Source organism: Paenibacillus sp. JNUCC-31 (genome assembly GCF_014844075.1).
Lineage (GTDB): Bacteria > Bacillota > Bacilli > Paenibacillales > Paenibacillaceae > Paenibacillus.
In genome coordinates, this window is sequence record NZ_CP062165.1 from 3,858,352 (window position 1) to 3,877,363 (window position 19,012).

The 19,012-nt window shown below is 47.0% G+C and carries 14 protein-coding genes; 7 read left to right on the forward strand and 7 right to left on the reverse strand.

From position 1 onward, the window contains the following. Positions 1–19 precede the first annotated feature (19 nt). The 5 genes from JNUCC31_RS16760 to JNUCC31_RS16780 all read left to right on the forward strand — a co-directional run bounded on the left by JNUCC31_RS16760 (position 20) and on the right by JNUCC31_RS16780 (position 8,041). Entirely contained in the window at positions 20–3,430 is a 3,411-nt protein-coding gene (locus tag JNUCC31_RS16760; protein WP_192262607.1) for a type 2 lanthipeptide synthetase LanM family protein, read from the forward strand. After that, the gene (locus JNUCC31_RS16765) at positions 3,423–5,639 is read left to right on the forward strand and encodes a peptidase domain-containing ABC transporter (protein WP_192262609.1); all 2,217 of its coding nucleotides are present in this window, start codon (positions 3,423–3,425) and stop codon (positions 5,637–5,639) included. The genes JNUCC31_RS16760 and JNUCC31_RS16765 overlap by 8 nt, the downstream gene beginning before the upstream one ends. A 459-nt stretch (positions 5,640–6,098) precedes the next feature. Continuing rightward, positions 6,099–6,380: a hypothetical protein gene (locus tag JNUCC31_RS16770; RefSeq protein ID WP_192262611.1), complete on the forward strand. Its 282-nt coding sequence runs from the start codon at positions 6,099–6,101 to the stop codon at positions 6,378–6,380. 82 nt (positions 6,381–6,462) lie between these two features. After that, on the forward strand, positions 6,463–7,713 hold the full coding sequence (locus JNUCC31_RS16775; protein ID WP_192273077.1) for a Tle-like phospholipase domain-containing protein: 1,251 nt from the start codon (positions 6,463–6,465) through the stop codon (positions 7,711–7,713). Positions 7,714–7,768: 55 nt separating this feature from the next. Next, positions 7,769–8,041, forward strand: coding sequence for a hypothetical protein (locus tag JNUCC31_RS16780; protein ID WP_192262613.1), 273 nt, complete (start codon positions 7,769–7,771; stop codon positions 8,039–8,041). Positions 8,042–8,212: 171 nt separating this feature from the next. Here the strand turns inward: JNUCC31_RS16780 and JNUCC31_RS16785 are convergent, their stop codons facing one another. The 4 genes from JNUCC31_RS16785 to JNUCC31_RS16800 all read right to left on the reverse strand — a co-directional run bounded on the left by JNUCC31_RS16785 (position 8,213) and on the right by JNUCC31_RS16800 (position 12,592). After that, the gene (locus JNUCC31_RS16785) at positions 8,213–8,983 is read right to left on the reverse strand and encodes a YcnI family copper-binding membrane protein (RefSeq protein WP_228469045.1); all 771 of its coding nucleotides are present in this window, start codon (positions 8,981–8,983) and stop codon (positions 8,213–8,215) included. A 245-nt stretch (positions 8,984–9,228) separates the two neighbouring features. Continuing rightward, a complete protein-coding gene (locus tag JNUCC31_RS16790; RefSeq protein ID WP_228469046.1) occupies positions 9,229–10,923 on the reverse strand; it encodes a copper resistance CopC/CopD family protein in 1,695 nt (564 codons plus the stop codon). A 180-nt stretch (positions 10,924–11,103) separates the two neighbouring features. Then, complete coding sequence (locus JNUCC31_RS16795; protein WP_192262617.1) at positions 11,104–11,760, reverse strand: response regulator; 657 nt, start codon at positions 11,758–11,760, stop codon at positions 11,104–11,106. 1 nt (position 11,761) lies between these two features. Then, positions 11,762–12,592 (reverse strand): sensor histidine kinase, encoded by an 831-nt coding sequence (locus JNUCC31_RS16800; RefSeq protein WP_192262619.1) that lies wholly within the window; start codon positions 12,590–12,592, stop codon positions 11,762–11,764. 301 nt (positions 12,593–12,893) lie between these two features. Between JNUCC31_RS16800 and JNUCC31_RS16805 the strand changes: the two genes are divergently transcribed. Next, positions 12,894–13,061, forward strand: coding sequence for a hypothetical protein (locus JNUCC31_RS16805; protein ID WP_192262622.1), 168 nt, complete (start codon positions 12,894–12,896; stop codon positions 13,059–13,061). A gap of 133 nt (positions 13,062–13,194) precedes the next feature. On the opposite strand, the gene JNUCC31_RS16810 is transcribed toward JNUCC31_RS16805, so the two are convergent. From JNUCC31_RS16810 to JNUCC31_RS16820, 3 genes are all read right to left on the reverse strand, one after another. After that, positions 13,195–15,027, reverse strand: coding sequence for a bifunctional diguanylate cyclase/phosphohydrolase (locus tag JNUCC31_RS16810; RefSeq protein ID WP_192262624.1), 1,833 nt, complete (start codon positions 15,025–15,027; stop codon positions 13,195–13,197). Between the two features lie 296 nt (positions 15,028–15,323). Further along, positions 15,324–15,914: a DUF5317 domain-containing protein gene (locus tag JNUCC31_RS16815; protein WP_062322478.1), complete on the reverse strand. Its 591-nt coding sequence runs from the start codon at positions 15,912–15,914 to the stop codon at positions 15,324–15,326. A gap of 239 nt (positions 15,915–16,153) precedes the next feature. Continuing rightward, positions 16,154–17,596, reverse strand: a complete 1,443-nt coding sequence (locus tag JNUCC31_RS16820) for a hypothetical protein (protein WP_192262626.1) — start codon at positions 17,594–17,596, stop codon at positions 16,154–16,156. A gap of 276 nt (positions 17,597–17,872) precedes the next feature. Between JNUCC31_RS16820 and JNUCC31_RS16825 the strand changes: the two genes are divergently transcribed. Then, entirely contained in the window at positions 17,873–18,922 is a 1,050-nt protein-coding gene (locus JNUCC31_RS16825) for a BMP family lipoprotein (RefSeq protein WP_192262629.1), read from the forward strand. Positions 18,923–19,012: the final 90 nt, after the last annotated feature.

A 19,012-nucleotide genomic window follows, 5' to 3' on the forward strand; every position in this document is an offset into this window, starting at 1 on the left:
TAGAAGGGGAGATAAAACGATGAGCATACAAGAGCAGTTAAATAACTCCCGCTGGAGTGATGCACTCTACCTAACGGAGAAATATAAGCAGTTTGTGCAGCGATATGCTGTCCCAGTTCCCGACGATGTCTTATCTAGCGGGGATGCTGCTGCTGAAATAAATGAAGAAAATATAATCACTAACAATCAGAGTGTGGACATGCCTGTAGGACAAAATTCTGATTCTGGAAGGATGCAGCAGTGGCTCGACAAGTTTTTTCAGGATCAGGAGCATTTGTCGGATCGCTTCAGAGCAGAATCGATGAATGTTGATACGGTGCAGGATTTGTTTAATGATATGGGCTTCTTGTATGAATTTGCAGAGACGCCTTGGCACCAGGAACTTCGGAAAACATTCCTTGAGAATGACCATTTGGAAATTGAACATTTTATTGAGGGTGATACGGAAGAAATTCCGTTTTTTGAGTTTTCCAGACCCTTTCTGCAACGATCGATTCAGATCATGACTGAAGGCTTGACGGATGGATATGACTGGTTGGACAAACGGCGTGTTACCGGGCTGGTTCTGAAGACGGTTTCGGATAAAGTATTCCACATGTCTGCCAAAACACTAATCTATGAATTAAATAAAGCGAGATTGCAAGCAGAATTGAGAGGTGAGGATTCCCGGCAACGATATCAGCACTTTGTGAGTCAGAGAATAAAGTCCAGAGAACAGATTCTGGCCTTTTTGTTGGAATATCCTGTTCTTGCCCGGGGTATTGTTGAGCACACTCTGCGAATCAGCCTGAATATGATGCGTGTTCTGGAGCGCTTAACGAGGGATCGATATGAACTGGAAACCTTTTTTGAATTCAAGCTGGATAAGCTGGAGGATATCGTATTTCTCGGGGATTCCCATAATGGGGGAGCCAGCGTATTGCGGCTGAAGTTTTCGGAAGGGGTCAATGTCATGTACAAACCAAGGGACATGGCCATTGATACCGCTTTTGCCGGACTGCTGCAATGGTTTAACGATCAGAAGATCGGATTGCCTTTCCGCATTGCCAAATCGCTGGATCGTTCCGAATATGGCTGGCAGCAGTTCATTCCGTATGAGGAAGTTACAAGTCTGGAGGGAGTCGAACGTTTTTTTGAGCGGCAGGGGCAGTATCTGGCCATTCTGTACGCCGTTAACGCAACAGACATGCACATGGAGAACATCGTTGCCCAGGGTGAGCATCCATTCTTCGTTGATCTGGAATCGCTGTTGCACAATCAACCCTTCAAGTACACGGAAGAGAAGGATCAGTATACAGCCCTGGAGAAGACCCTTTCCATATTGAATGACTCCGTGTTAAAAACAAGCATGCTGCCCACGTTGGACTCCAACGCTTTGTATCACAGTGATCTGAGCGGGCTCGCAGGAGATGTGGATCAGATACTCAATACGTATGAGATTCACGATAAAAACACAGATACCATGAGAATAAAAAGAAGCAAGGTAAGTGTAAGCCGGTTCAGCCACCTGCCTTCATATGAGCATACACCAATTAAACCTGAACGATATATCCAAAGTTTAAAAAAGGGTTTCTATCGTATATACAGTGCCATCATGGAGCAAAAAGAGTTATTTATCTCAACCGTTTACAATTATTTCCATGGCTGCGCTGTACGGACTATTGCTCGCCCGACCATTACGTATTTTACGCTGATCGAAGCCAGCTCCCATCCAAAATATCTTAGAAACGGACTGGATAAAAGTCTGTTGTTCGACATGATGTGGATCATTGTGCGGCAGGATCGTAATCGTGAAAAACTGGTGAAATATGAGTGCCATGATCTGTTGCACGGAGATGTGCCTATGTTCCAGACCTTCATCGGTGAGGAAATGCTGTTTCACCACCATGACAACAAAGTGATTGATGGCGTATTTTCCTCTGATATTTTAACGCAGACCGCGGATAAAGTGCGGGCAATGAATCAGGAAGACATGGAGATGCAGTGGGAATTTACTGAGCGGACACTCCAGACCAAGTATGTGCTGGAACGCTCATTCGCCATGGAGAAGAGTACAGCAAGCGTTCGGCCGGAAAAATTGAATGAACATCGAATACCCATGACTAAAGAAGAATATCTGCATGAAGCCGTAAGGATCGGGGAGTACATAAAAGATATTGCTATTATGGGAGATGACGGCCGCTCGGTGTCATGGATCAGTATGGGTATGGATGCAGATGAGAAGTTAATCTACAAGTCTTCCGAGTTGGGATTATATAACGGAGTAACAGGCATTGCCTATTTCTACCTTTATCTGAGTCAGGAGACGGGTGACCCTAAATATGTGCAGATGGTTGATCTGTGTATCCAGACAGCCTGGGAAATGATTCGCAAAAAAATAGACAGGAACATCTCATTGTTCACTGGCTACGGATCACTCCTCTATCTGCTGGTGCATAAAGCCAAAGTGTGTTCGGAACAGGGTATCCATCCTGCTATGATGGAGTTGCTCGATATACTGGACGAGATGATCGATAATGATCAGCAACTGGATGTAATCTCGGGTTGTGCGGGCACATTGATGGCATGTGTGGACATGTATATAAGTTTTCAGTCGCAACAAGCGCTGGACGTGGCTGTACGATGCGGAGACCGCTTACTGAATCTTGCACAACCGATGGATCATGGCATAGCTTGGGTGACATCAGCGATCAATAAAACACCACTTAGCGGCATTGCACATGGGAACGCAGGCATCTGTCTAAGTCTGGCTCGACTGTACAGTGCTACAGGCAACAAAGCCTATCTTGAAACCTGTATGGAAGGACTGAAGTATGAGGAATCCCTCTACAGCCCGGAAGTAAACAATTGGAAAGATCTGCGATTCACCGATGGCAGCATGCCGGAAGAACATTATGTCATGTACTGGTGTAACGGTGCACCCGGTCTGGGAATCGCCCGAATAGGGATAGCGCAGCAATTGAACTCCTTGGGAGCTATCGATATGTTAGAAACAGACATCCGCAGAGCGATAGCTAAAACGATGGAAGACGGTTTTACAGAAGTTAGCTATTCGCTCTGCCATGGGGATATGGGCAATTTGGAGCTGATGCTGCTTGCAGCCGATTATTTGCAGGATGAAGCATTGGAGGAGTATTCGGTTCAGATGGCAGACTATATTATGGCACAGGTGAGAAGTGATAACGGTCATTGGAGATGCGGGATTCCTGGTCGTCAGCAAATTCCAGGACTGATGCTCGGACTTGCCGGCATTGGGTATCAATTGCTGCGACTGTATAACCGTAAACTGCCTTCAGTACTGATGATGGAGGGGCCGGAACGCAAGGAAATGAGGGATATAGCACAGACATACGTTATGGAAACGGCATCCGCCCAGCAGCAGATGAACACTGCGGGACAGCCATCTCATTTGGGGCGTAACTATGCCTGAACGGCCTGTATTCCGTCGCGGGAAGAGACAACGCAAAGTCCCTGTCAAACTACAAATGAATCAATATGATTGTGGTCCCAGCTGCCTGCATATGTTACTTGCGTACCATGGCTATGAAGCGGATTTTACCGATTTGAAGGAACGTTTTGCGATGCTGGGGAACGGTCGGGATGGCAGTTCCATGCTCAAAATGAAAGAAGTTGCCCAAACCTATCATTTGAAAGGGATAGCCAAAAAAGCTCCTGTAGAATCACTTAACAATGATTTCCTGCCGGTCATTTGTTTCTGGGAGGACAGACATTTTGTGGTGGTTGAGCGGGTTAAGGCGGGAGGGCATTTCATTATTGTCGATCCGGCTTTGGGGAGGCTGGTAATCAGCAGACAGGAGTTTGCGGAGAAATATTCAGGTGTTTTTCTGCTCGTAATTCCGGATGAGGATTTTGTGCCCTTGTCCGAGAAGAAGATTAGCAAAGTGGCGTATTTCAAGGATTTGATTCGCAGTAACAAAAAGTATTTTGTTTGGACCATTCTGCTCGCTCTGGGACTGCAACTGGTTTCGGTGGCCTTTCCGTTCCTGATGCAAGTTTCAATCGATGCAGCTACAAGCGGTGAAGGATACTCGTTATTTCCTGTCCTGATCACCAGCATTGTGCTGTTAACCCTGTTCCAGATCGGCTTCAGTTATACGAAGGATATGTGTATCGTAAGGCTTCAGGAAGTACTGGATTCTCAGCTAACGACAAGTTTTGTCTCCCATATGCTCAGACTGCCTTATCAATATTTTGAGATTCGATCCCGTGGAGATCTGATGCTGCGGATTAATAGCAACACGACCATCCGGGAAATTTTGTCCCAGAAGATGATTTCTACGCTGATCAATCTATTTTTGATAGTTGTTACCTTCACGTATATTGTGATCCAATCACGTCTGATCGCGTTCACACTGCTTGGTGTAGGATTAATGCAAATTCTTATTTTTGTATACACTCGGAGCAGATTCAAGAAGCTTACCCAAACCCAGATTGTCGCCCAGAGTCTGGCTGGATCGTTCATGACGGAAGTGTTGGAAGGCATCTCAACCATCAAATCACTCGGAATTGAGGAGCGTACCGGGGAGAAATGGAGAGCGCTATTCAAGCATCAACTCGCAACGGTCAAGGAAAAGGCAGTTTTTCAGACAAGAGTGAATACCGTGACTAACACGATGAATTTTATGACACCGATGCTTATTTTGATTGTAGGATTATATCAGATTATGCAGGGGAATATGACCCTCGGCATGCTCGTATCATTCCAGTCCCTGGCTGCGCTGTTTCTGGGGCCGCTGAACTCGCTTGCTTTGATGCTGAACGAGTTCGTGATGGCAGATGCGCTGCTGGATCGAATCTATGATGTCATTCAAGCCGAAGAGAGTAATAAATTCAAGAAGAAATCAACGGCACCTCTTCAAGATGTGAAGCTGAATGGGGATATTACGATCGATCAGGTCAGCTTCAGGTATACAGACTACGGTGAAGATGTGCTGAAAAATATCAATATTACGATTAAAGCAGGTCAAAGGATTGCCCTGGTTGGTAAATCTGGTTCAGGAAAGAGTACCTTGGCGAAATTGCTGGTAGGGCTGTATACTCCCACACAGGGAAATATCTATTTCGATGGGTTAAATATAGAAGAACTTGAGCAGCGGGATATTCGCAGTCAGATCAGTATTGTGCTTCAGGATAACTTTGTCTTTAACAACACGGTGTATGACAACATCAGGCTGCATGCAGAGGAGTCGACGACGGAGGATGTAATGATCGCAGCAAAGCTGGCCGATATTCACGCCGATATTGAGAAGATGCCGATGAAGTACAACACGCTAATCTCTGAGGCAGGTTCGAATCTGTCCGGAGGGCAGAAGCAGCGGGTAGCTCTCGCGCGAGCATTGGTGAGCAGACCTAAAATTCTTCTGTTGGATGAGGCAACCAGTGCGCTGGATACCGTTACAGAAGCGACCATTGCTTATAATCTGAATATGTTGAAATGTACCCAGATTATCATTGCCCACAGGCTGAGTACCATCCGAAGCGCGGACACCATATATGTACTTGATCAGGGCGAACTCGTTGATGCTGGAACACATGATGAATTGATTGAACGGTGTGAGCGGTACAATAGTCTTGTAGGTGAACAGTTGGCTGAAACCGGGGCCAGACAATATGGATAGGGTTTGAAATGACCCTGTTAACGGAATAATACCGGCTTTCTTTTCTGCACATGACGTGTCGAAGAGAAAGCTTTTTGTTATATGTGGAAAAATTGAGAAGTTAAAGTGATGCAAAATTCAGGAAAGTGGGTAATGTACACCGGAATGGACTAACGGAATCATTTAGGAACAAAGTTACATAAAAACGATGCCAACAGCCGATGTGTCCATGGTAGTTTTATACTATGATGCAGATAACAGAAGAAAAAGTGGACAACTGATGAAGCCAGGTCGCATAAGCTAGATCATGATGACATCAGTGGGAGCGTTTGGCGTTTGGGGAAGTGGGACGAGAAGATCGATTAGGGTTATTAATGAATCGAAAAAGAAAAGGTGATTGATATGAGGTTGAAGCGACAATTCGCATGTATGCTTTTTTTGACCATACTATCCACTTTCATTTTGGGAGGGTGTCAGAATATGAAGGAAAGTGAAAAACAGGCCTATTTTAAAGAAGCGGAAGCGGAGGCTGTAAAATATCTGAAGAATAAATACGAATTGGATGTAGTCATCACGAATAAAGAGTTGTTACCCGAGATGGCGCTTGACTCTATTGCCATGGAAGGACATGTGGTAGATCATGAAAAGCAGGAATTTACGATTTCGTACGATTATGAGGATAAAAAAATCAAAAACTTTGGCATGAGTCCAGCAATAAAGGAAGCTATTATAGCAAAGGGATATGATCCGTTTAACAAATAAATCATAATTCAGGATTGATTTTCTTGGAGGTGCAGCGGTTGTGAGCGAATCACCAAAAATTGATGATGAAACATACAACAAGATGTCAGAATTAGCTTATGAGAACCTGAAATCAGGTGTTGAGTTCGAGGACCTTCCCGGATGGCAGGTTCTTGAGGATACTCATGGAAACAAAAAATCCGGTTTTGATGCGGTGACCTTCTATAATCCTGAGACCAAACAGGCGGTTATCGCTTATCGGGGCACAGAGGGAAGTGCATCGTTGGATCGCAGCGCCCCTGACTATTATGCGGACGCTCAAATCGGCTTGCCTGAGCTTGGCAGAAAGATCGAACAAAGTACTGACCTTACGCCAGATTGGTTGGCTAATGGAATTCAGAAGGTAAGAGATGTGACCGGGATTACCAAAGTCGAGAATGTTGTAGGAGATCTGGATAAAAAGCTGGATAAGACATTTGGACTGGGCCCCAACCAAATGTATGAAGCGGAAGACTACGCCAAAGATATGCAAAAAAAGTACAAGGATTTGGATTTTTCGCTGACAGGACATTCGCTTGGAGGGGGGAATGCCCAATATGCAGCTGCATACACGGGACTTACCGCGGTGACGTTCAGTGCGCCATCCGTGATTTCCAGTCTCACGCCAGAAGCGAAACGAAAGGCCGAAGAGGGTGGGTTTGATAGCCAAATCATCAACTACGGACATCCCGGAGATTTTGTAACCAGCGGATTTTTTGGTGGATATGATCGACACGTCGGTTCCATGTATTACATCAATTCCAACTACAAGGATATGAATGATGACATGAGCATGATGGATAAAATCAGTAACACCTTTGGCGGTAAAGAGTACCACAGTCTGAAACAGTACAAGTTCGAGAATGGCTATATTTCCAACGATCTATATGATCCGGTTACAGGCGAGAAAATCAGTTATTCACCACGTGAGCCGTCCAATGTCCTGTCTGATCTTGCAGCATTTATGCGGAACCTGGGTGGGCAAGCAGGTAACCTTGCAAGAAGCATCGCCGCAGCAGCAGGAGCGTCTGGTCTGATTCAAGTAACGCCGGAAGAACTGAAAAGTGTCGCTGCCCGGTGGAAGCAAAATGCTCAACAGTGCAATGCAGAGTTGAATACGGTAAGGAGTCGGATGGCCCAATACCTGCATTCCAGCCGTAGTCGCAGACTTGAGCCTATCGTCACTCATTTGGATGCATCTATTAACGAATTAAGCACATGGCACTTGAAACACACCAGCCAGTTCCTGGACTTCATCGATGCAAAAGCGGATGCCTTCAGACAGGCGGATGAGAGTCCGGTCCATTTTAATTAAGACTCAGGTGTGGTGGCAGATTGCCACATCACACGTACATAAGGAGGGAACACGAGTGAGCGGACAATTGCTGGTGGAATTAAGCGATCTCCGGATTGCGGAAAAAGAACTGACACAGCTGCTTGCCCGTCTGCAAGCCGATGAGCAGGAAGCCAGGGTGTTATATGGCCGGCTTAATGATTGGAAAGGACAATCCGCTGATTATACAAGAGAGCAGATCGAATCGTTCTTCGCGGGTCTGTCGGGAAGGATTCAGTCGATTGAACAGCAGAAGAAGAGTTTACTGCAATATATTGAAGTAATGATCCAGACGGATGAGGGACGATAAGGAAAGAGCCGTAAGGACGCTGCTCTTAACCAGTGAGCGTAAGCATGTGTTTGAAATCAAAATTAGCGTATGCATATAGATAACAAAAAGGAGCCACGGCACATCGGGATAGACCCCGTTTGCCAAAGGCTCCTTTCTTTATCTATCTACTATTAAACTACAGGGTATCTCTTAACGTCTTTTGCGACGTGTTGCCAGAGCAATACCCAGGAAGGACATGATCAATGCCAGAATGGACACGATCAGTGTTGCCTGTTGCAGCTTCAATGTGCCTGGGTCGGAATTCGTATTGTTTGGCTCACCTGTAACCGTATCGTTCAAGGCGTCTCCCAGAGTGGCATCATCGTTGGTCTTGGTATCGTCACCTGCTGCTGTTTTATCATCATGACCCGCATTGCCAGCTGTGCCAGCACTATCGTGACCTCCGCCTGCCGTGGCATTACCTGTAGCAGCAGGATCTTGGCTAATTGCCGTAATACTGTGCGGGTTGCTGTCGCTTGGTCCGCCTGTCCATTCCACGATGCTGCCATCGCTATAATACTGGAACGCATCCCAGGCTACTTCCGTTTCGGCATCCGGATTCTGTGCCACGAAGTTGAACTGCTGGAATTGACCAGCCAAAATCCCTTCGTTATCCCCGTCCACTTCCCACGTAATGGATGTTACTTCATTGGAATCATTTTTCTCCGTAGAGATTTTCCAGCCAGCCAGCGGTTGGTATTGCTTGAATGCAACGCCTTTTGGTACTTTCAGTGTAACTTTGGTGGTAGGCAGCTCTTTTTCGGATGGAATTTTGATGCTATACGTCTGCCATGCTCCCGTTTGTGCCACAGTTGGGTTGACGGTGACGTGCGCACTGGCGAATCCGGCGAACAGCATTAGTGCAGCAGCGCCTGCAGTGAGGCTTGATGTCAGTTTGGAAGTCCATGATGTTTTCTTCAAAATAATGTACCCCTCTCAATTCTTCTAATATATAAGTTCAACTAAAGAATATTTACACTAGCCACTACAATGACAGAACAACCTTCCGATCGCTGTTATCCCCAGATTTTTTTGATCCTCTTCTTCAAAGGGGAAAATCCGGTGATAAAGGCGAACGCTTCGCTTCTTCAGGTTTTTTCTGTCCTCTCCGTTATTGTGTAAATGTTTAGTTGAACATATAAGGCCAATCATTAATCGGTTAAAACCTACGGATTAGCGGTGTCGATCTCAAATTCGGTATCCAGCGAATCCAGGGATCGGGTTAGCAGATGCACCTTGATGTTCCAGCGTCCTGGCATGGAGATGTATTCTTCTGCCTCGTATACGCCAGTATCATTTTTTGGAATCGTAATCTCGTAAATGCCCATATCCATATCCAGATGAGTCAGTGAAAGTGTGATCTGTTCCAGGTCGTTAACTGTAGTGCCATCCGGTTTCTTCACGTCAACCTTGAACTGGTTCTCTCCGGTAACGTTTGGACTTACCTGGAGTGTAATGGTTGTGCCATCATCCGTGGTCTGCGTTTCGTTATAAGGTCCTGCCACTGCAGGTTGTCCGGGAGACAGGTGTGTCAACACAGCAGCCAGCGCAAGAACAACAGCACCCGCAATCAGTTCAGTCTTGAGACTGCCTGCGAGTCGGTTGCCACTGCCTGTCCGTGCAATTCTGGCATGGCGCGAGGCCAGTACAAGCATGACAACAAGCAAGATAACTTTGGCAATAAGCACGAGACCATATGCTGTTGTGAACAGTGACGTAATTACAGGGGCTGGCAAAATGATCAAGCTGCTGTATATCCCCGTAGCGACGAGAGCAGCAACAGCACCAATGCCCCAGGCTGTAAAGCGCCGTATGGCCGTCCAATAGACTTCTCCTCGCACAGTAGAGGGCAGTTTATCCGCGAGCGGAGGCAGACACACGGCCATGGCAGTAAGTGCTCCAATCCAGAATGCGGCTCCGATCAGATGCACAAAGTCCATGGCGATCGCGAGCGCGCGCTGTTCTGCCGCAGCCGGATGTCCTGTCATGGCGTGGGTGAACAACCACCCGAGAACGAGTACCAATGAACCATACGATGACCAGATACGGATACGCAGCGAGCGGTCACGGTCGTATCCCGAGAGAATGGTAACCGCCAGCAGCATGACGACGAGCATCTGCACCATCCAGATCTGGCCAAATGACGTCAGTTTGAGTGCACTGCCCATCAGTGCCCAGCTGAATTCCCCGATAGATACACCTGATTCATATAACGTGTTCAGAGGCAGGCTGATCAGAGCGGCAACTGAAGCGGCGCCATAACTGATCCATAACAACCTGTAGCTTCTAGGTACCTCCAGAGGTTCTCTCGCCATGGAAGCAGGTGCAATCCGGAACAGCAGGAAGGCAAGTGTGCCCAAAATCACAGACAACCCAAGATACTGAATCCAATCTGTCAGTGACAAAATCCATTTTAACGGTCCGCCAACCTGACCAGAACCTGAAGTTAAATCCGCGAGGCCGGCAGGAGAGCCGGAAGGTTCGCCAATATGAAACACATAAGCGCCTTGAATGGGGTGACCATCGGCGGATACGGCCTTCCAATTCACGGCATAGGTTCCGTTTCCAAGTCCGGTACGAAGACCGGTCTCCAGAATATGTGGACGATCCGCATCCACCTGAACATTGCCGTCGTCGGCCTGTGTTCCATCCGGTCCGGTGATTTTAATATCAAAAAAGGCCGTTTGCAAAGATTCGTTGAACTCCAGGGTAAGGCGTGCAGGTGCAGTCGCAACCAGTTCATCTTCACCTGGCGAGGCCTGCACGATATAAGCATGGGCGGATGCCCATTGTGGCATAACAAGGCAACACAATAACATCAGGGCGCCCATCAGTGCCCAGTGTCGTTTGCCCCATTTCATGGTGAACCTACTCAAAATCAAAAAATCATCACCCTTAGGTCTAGAATTGTAAGTCATTCTTTGTTATCCAAGCACAATCTATACCATTATAACTTTGTCCAAAATAACACCGTATGACAACATTTGGCTATAAAAAAACGAAATGATCCATCGAATTGTGACAAAAGCATGAATGCTCCGCTATTTGCGAAGCTTACGGCCTGCCAGTCCGCTTTCCAGGGCATAGCGGGTCAATTGCACGCGATTTTCGAGCTGGAGTTTTTGCAAAATATTTTTCAGGTGATTCTTCACCGTTTGGTCCGAAATGCCAAGCTGTTCGGCAATCTCACGATTCGTATATCCGGCAGAAACCCATTGCAGAATCTCAAGCTCACGCGTAGTTAGTGGATTATCCGGTACATCCTCACTGCGCGGTGCTGGGAACTCCTGTAGAATACGGTAGGCAAGTTCTTTGCTCAAGGGTGCATCATCGCTGACGATAGCGCGAAGGTATTCAAGCCATGTGGATGGTGCCAGGTTTTTGAGCAGATATCCTTGAGCCCCTTGCTTTAGTGCTTCGAACAGGAATGTTACATCATCCGATACCGTTACCATGACGATGATGACATAAGGAAAGCGCAGTTTGATCTGACGGGTGGCTTCGAGCCCATCCATATCCGGCATCTGCACGTCCATCAGAATAAGATCGGGCATCCATTGCCCGGTAAGCTCCAAGGCCTCCAGTCCACTCGAAGCGGTACCAATGACTTCAAACAGGCTGTCCTCGGATAAAATACTGCAGATCGCTTCACGCGCATGCGCGTGATCGTCGACAACCAATACTCGTACAAGTTTCATATTAAGCATGCCCCTTTCCAATGGTCATTTGTGTGTAACCAGGCCTTGAATCGAGGGCGAATGACCAACCCATCTGAACAGCACGTTCCTTTGTTATTCGCAGGCCGTACCGATCCTTGAGGTGCAGTGGATCTCCGCTCACACCAACACCGTTATCCCGGATTCGTACCGACCAGGCAAAAGGAGTACCGTCTGCAATCACCTGAATATCCGTAGCCCGGGCATGTTTGCGCACATTGAGCAGTGCTTCCCGAACACAAGCGAGCAGTTCCACCTGTTCCTTAGCTGAGAAGAAGGTGCTGTCCAGATTCCATGCGAGGCGCGCCGAAGGAACCGTCTCCTCTATAAGCAGTTCCACCTGTGACAGCAAGGATGCTTCTTCCGATACTGTGGCTTGTCCAGGGACGTAGCGGAGATGGGCGATGGCCTGCCGTACATAGGCGTTAACCTCGTGTACAGTTTTGCGTATTTCTTGGATTTCATTCTCATGACCGCTGCCGGCCAAACTGCGCTCAGCCTTATCTGTTTTTACCGACAGAAGAAAAAGAGACTGCGAGATGCCGTCGTGAAGCTCACGGGCCAGTTGGTCCCGCGCTTCGAGCGCCGCTTTGGATGCGCGCTCCTGTTCCAGAGCAGCCCGGGCACTTTCCAGCATATTGAATAGACGGCTCAGCAAGGTGACGCTTATGAGATAAAGGATAATGGGAGTAAGCCAGTTTCCCACATCCATGGAAAGGTAGGGCATCAGAAATTGGTGACGGATGTATTCCCAGAGACCAACCGTGAACGTGGGGACTAGCAGAATCATCCATTTAATCTGTTTGTATGACATGAATACAGAACTCCTTTGAGATAAGATCCACTTTTAGGTATCCGTTTCAAGGGATGGCACCATTATAACGCATGCTTGCCCCAGACCCTAGTCTGTCTTTTTCGGAGGAACCTGGGGTGGATTAGGGAGTATTTAGAAGGATATCTAAGAACAACAGGGGGTGAAATTATGTCACGCAGGGTGAGGCTTGGTGAGCACAGATGAGCGAAGCTGTATCCATTTTCCCTAACGGAGAAGGTCCTCTATACTTAATAAAGAACGTGAATTCATTACAAAACATGTTAAGGAGTGACGCAACAACATGAGTCAAGAAGTATTGGAACGCCGCAGTGAATTGCTCAAAAAGAACATTCATCAGATGCTTGTTCAAGACAATCAGCACGGAATCAGTCGCCAAGACAACATGTTTTTGCAGCAGATGATCAAAGAGCTGCATCAGACCTCACATGAACTGAATACCAATCGATAACGTAGAATCTGCACGAGAATGAAACAGTCTGGTGTACGATTCATTCCATGATGAACATGAAAATGGCGCTATCCCCGATCAGACCGGGGGTAGCGCTTTTGGCTTTACCAAGTGTTATCAGGGGGCATGACGGCTACACCATTTGCTGCTGTACGGTCCGTTTCTGAATATACCGGATGAACAGCTCGGCAAGCTCGGGATCGAACTGTGAACCGGAACACATCTGGAGTTCCTTGATCGCTTCACCCATATTTTTCGTTTCCTGATACGGTCGCTCCGTCGTCATCGCGTCAAAGGAGTCAATTACCGTGAGCATACGGCACAATCGGGGAATCTCACAGCCCTTTAGACCATAAGGGTAGCCAGCCCCGTCATATCGTTCATGATGCAATTCAATATAGGGAATCAGATCGGCGAAGCGTTCGTTGGTCATGGCCATTTTTTTGCCCCAAGTGACATGGCCCTTAATCGTTTCCCACTCTTCCGCAGTAAGCTTCTCTTTCTTATTGAGGATGGACCACGGAATCTCGAGCTTTCCGATATCATGAATCAGAGCACCCAGCACGAAATTACGCTTTTCCACATTGTCGAGCTCCAGCAGCTCACTTAAATCAAGTGCATATTTATATACACGTTTGGAATGCTTGAATGTATCCATATCCTTATATCGAAACAGGTTGAGCTGCTGCTCGATATCCCGTACATCCTGAACCAGATCGATCTCATGCTCCATACCGTCATTGCTGCCGTGGCGATGAACATTGTTTTTCCCCTGTTTCTTGGCATAATACAGCGCCTTATCTGCCTGATCCACGAGTTGGGACTTGTTATACATATCGACCTCGTAACGCGCCACACCTGCGGAGAACGAAAGACAACCGTGCGGAAAGACTTCAACTCCTTCAAAAGGTGTATCGTTCAGCTGCTTGCGCAGCTTGTTCATGAACGCATAGGCTTGGTCCAGATCCATTCCCGGCATGAGCAGGGTAAATTCTTCTCCGCCATAACGAAAAGCGGTGACGTTCGAGCCATCGGTTTTCCGATTGAGAAAATCCCCAAGAAGGGCGAGCAGACTGTCACCCTGCAGGTGACCGAAGCGGTCATTATACTTTTTGAAATCATCAATATCGATGAGCCCCAGTGAAAGCGGGGTTCCCTGGGAACGAGCGATAGCGAGCTCACTCTCCAGCATGTTTTCGAAATGACTGTGGTTGAACAGACCTGTGCGTTGATCGGTATTCGCCTTTTCCTCGATACTCTGATACATGACGAACAGCTGTTTGAACGCGTGGGATAGCAGGATGCTGAGACTCAAATAGAGGAGCAGGCCAAGCACGCCGTTATGCACGACAAGAATGGTCAGAACAAGCGCCAAAATCAGTGTACATAAATAGACAAGCAGGGACTCGGTAACGAACACACGCTTCATCTGCTGTAATGCATCCTTCGTTGAGAAGTGAAAGAACATACCGAGGGTAATCGTATTAATAATGAAATACGCGGCGAGTGCTGCAAAATAAGGCAACAGGTTGTATCCGTCGAGTGCTCCCGGTATACCGCCAGTCCATGTGAACACCGAAGCAGCTCCGGCAATCATGAGGCTGTAAATGCTGAAGTTGACGATGTGTTTCCACCAGGCCAGTTTGCGATCTTTGATTAACAGAATGAGGGAAACAGGCAGCAGAACAGACAGACTGAACGCACCGCCGAACATGAAGATACAGGCGAGGTATACGGATGAGTCCATGGATTGCTGATTTCCCTTGGGCGGAATCTGAAATGTGAAATAATCCAGAATCAGCGCAGCCCCGAGCATCGTGTAGACCATTACCCATTCGTCAGTGGATAGGCGGAAATAAGACCACTTGTTCAAATACAAAAAAATTCCGATGCCTGCGCAGCTGAGCAAGACAACATACATGCTGCTACGATCTGCTTTATGGATCAGGTTACGAATAAAGTTCATAAAAATTCTCCTGCTTGGTTTAGTCTGCTCTTGATGTGTATATATCGATTTGCCCTATATTGATGTATACCATAACAAGTTACCTCCCAAAAATCCAGAAAGAAAAAACAGGCCGCTGGCAGCCTGTTTGTCTTGGATGGCGAGTTTATGTACTAGCCTCCCAGTTTGTAACCAGAAGTCAATGCAACAACGACAGAAGCTACGATGATCGCGTTGATGACAATGCGAGAATACTTAATGCCTTCGAATTTTTTCATGGAATAGACCTCCCTTCCTTGGAGTCTGTCCTACTCACTTCAGGCCTGATGGGTTTCAGTGGCTTGTACAGCCTTGCTGCTTCGATTCACCATCATGTACTGGATAAACAGGAATATGCCAACGTTCATGACAACATCACCAATGCTGATGACCTGAGTACGCGGGTACGGGTTGGACAGCGGGATAATATCGCCAAGAAAGGACAGACGAGTCGAGGCATCCATCATAAAATGCTTCGAGATTGCGCCACCTTCCCGCAACATATCTACATAATAAGGGCCTAGCACGGCCGAGGCTTCAATGGAAACCGGCATGCGTCCGCCATTCACTGCCATGACTATAAAATTGAGAAGTACCCCAATCCAAATCAGCATGAATCCCTGGTAATGCCTGTTCAACCATAGAAACGCGAGGCCGGTGATATACACAGCGGCAAACAGATAACCGTTAATGGATGCGACCCACGCCAACTTCTCCTGTAGGAAAAAGATGCCGAATTGGGCCAGTAACAACAACGGGAAAATCCAGCCGCCTCGCAGCTTGAGTGCTGCGAACTGGTGGAGCCCATACCGGAATCCTCCCCGGAAGAGTCCAACGATTAAACCAAGCAGAATACCATCGTATACCATCAGTAACTCCTGTTCGTGCGGATATGTGTAATGTCATTGCGTGTTTATGTACCTATGTTATTCGACCTTTTACTGGTAAATCCTGCAACGAAATCATGTTTTCAGCAAAAGAAATTTGCGGAAAAACAAATAAAAAACCGTTTTTACGAACCAAGGGGTCGAAACCCTTGTAAAGTTCAGTAAATACGGCTTTTTATTGAGTCAAAGAATGTTGATTATTGCAAGGTGTTGCGTGTTATCTATTCGGATTCTCCATTCAGATAGTTGAAAAATGGCTGATCCACCCAGAAGGTGTAGCTGGAGATATTGGCTTCAGGAGCCAGCTTGCGGAAGCCCTCCTGAATGGCTTTGGCATTCTCTTTCAGGGAGAAGGATTGCGCATAATAATTGCCAAGCGTAATTTTGGTATTGGCGATCACAGGGTAACCTGCAATTGTGGTTGGTGAGTAGTACAGCGGCTGCCACCAGGAAGCGTAGATCAGGGCAGATGTGTCATCACTGTTCTTTTTGGCATATTTCGAAATGATGTCATTGAAACGGGCTTTGTCCGCTGCGTTGTTAAACTCGAATTGAATATCATATTCCTTGGCGTAGGCAATATAGTTGCCGTTCTCAATCTGTGTCACCTTGTAATCCGGTGTTTCCTTGGGCTCGCCCCATTCTTTCAAATAGATGAAGGCCGATGTCTTCGGCTGGAACTGTACGTCTGCATCAATGCCCTCACTGCGCAGCAAACCAATCAGTTGAACCGCATGTTTGATATCGTCATGTCCATAGGACAGTGTCAGTTCATCAATAAAGTTGGAATTGTAGCGGTTATCCTTCAGGTTATATCCTGTGACGAGATTGTCTCGCAGAGCCTGGTCCACAATCTGTTTCAATTCTGGAGCTTCAATAAGATCCGCTGTACGGTATGCATCATATAGCTTGGAATAGATGTCGGCATCACCGGAGCGTCCAATCTCATGTTTATATTTACCCTGACTGGTCAGTACTCGTCCAAGCAAGATGTTGGCAAAGTCGGAACTTGCTTCGCCGCCCTTGCGGAGAGCGGGGTACAGGCTTTCCGGGATCAGACCGGTATCAATGGCAGCGGCCAGTTCCTGTGCAGCTTGTCCCTGAACACGGTTCGGGCTAATGCCGAGTTTTGCAAGCGCCTTCGCTGTTTTGGCTTCAGGATATGTATAGGCCAGCTCTTTGAATCCGGCTGCTTTGACTGCGATGAAGACAGCAGCATAAGTGCTCAGCTTGTCGTTGGCACGTACTTCCGTGCCAGATAGGATGCCGTTGTTATATAAGGAAACGGCAGCATCATAAGTGGAATCATCCGAGGTCAGGTCGGTAAAGGTCGGCACCTTGGTGTCACTGTTAGTTGTCTCATCTGTATCAGCCGCTTGATCTGCTTGTATAAGGGCAGCAATTGCCTGTATAAAGGCGCCCTTGGTCAACTGCTGGGGCAAGTGCACATTATACTTGGCCTGCAAAAATTGAGCGTAATCGGCAGCGCTTTCGGTATAAGAAACCGATGGAGCCTGAGATGCCGGGCCGGGGGCAGTTTGAGAGGTAGCTTGTCCTACTGGCGTGGCATTTGCTGCTGAAGCAGAAGCGGGCAAGCCAAAGCTGCTGAACGTAACCGGAGCGGCTAGTAGTGCTGACAGGGTGATCTTGGTGATCTTTTTCAAATGAATAACCTCCTTAAAATGGGTTGGAAAATAATGAAGATCGGGTTATAATTCTGACAAATCCTATCTGAATATAATAATTGGATTGACTTTAGCACGGAGAAGCACCGGATGTCAACGGGAAAAAGCCTGATATAAAGCCTCTTCCAGCACTTCGGAATATTCAAAATAGTAATTATATTTAATTTGAGTGTAAACGCTCAAAGATTTATTGACAAGGATCGACAGTATCCGCTAGGATTATAAAAAAGAATTGTGAAAAGGGGAATTTTCAAAATGAAAAGAGGTTTATCGTTCGTCTTATCGATCATGATGTTGGCTATTTTATTGGCGGCTTGTGGAACTTCGGCTCCTAAAGACGAACAATCGGCCCAAGGTAACGATTCTGCCCAAGGCAGCAATTCGGAGAAATCACTGCGCATGGCGCTTGTCCTTCCTGAAAAAATCGGGGTTAACCCGTTCTTTGTACAAATGGATGAAGGTTTCAAAAAAGCAGGTGAAGAGTTCAAGGTGGATACCAAAACGATTGAATCCACAGACCCGGCTGCATTTGAGCAAAATCTGCGTGCTGCAGTTGCCGAGAACTACGATCTGATTATTACAGCAACATTCCAGGCAGAAGATGCTTTGAAAAAGGTTGCCGCGGAAAATCCGGACAAGTCCTTTGCCATTGTGGATACCACCGTTGATCTGCCGAACGTTCGAAGCGTTGGTTTCCGTGAATATGAAGGGGCGTATCTGCTTGGTGCAGCTGCAGGATTGTCTACGAAAACGGACAAAGTCGGCATGATCGCTGCGATGGACGTTCCATTGATCAAGAAATACACCGAAGGTTTCAGAGCCGGTCTGGAATCGGTAAATCCAAAAGCGGAATTCCTTGTAAACTATGTTGGCGGATTTAACGACGTAGCCAAAGCAAAAGAATTGGCGCTGGTGCAATTTGGGAAAGGCGCTGACTTCATCGCTGGTGCATCTGCTGTAGGCGATCTGGGCGTGTTCGAAGCCGCTAAGGAAAAAGGCTTCTATACTTCCGGACAGGACACGGACCGTACCGTTGAAGATCCGGAGCATATCGTATTGTCTCAATTGAAGTCGACCGACACGGTTGCGTATCAGACTGTGAAGGATTTTGTAGAAGGAAACTTCAAAGCTGGTGCTGTGAACTACGGCTTGAAAGAAGATGGCGTTGGCCTGACTTATGTTACACGTGATAGCGAATCTCTATTGAATGCTTTTGTTGGACAAGAAGTAATCGACAAGGTTAAAGCGATCAAGGACGACATCGTATCCGGCAAAATCGTCGTGAAAGATCCATTGCAACAGTAATAGTGTTTGTTTGTTCCATAAGTAAGTGATGGAGTTGATCAGCCGGCTGCCCGACCAGGCAGCCGGTTTTGCTGCTATTTAAGACCGAGA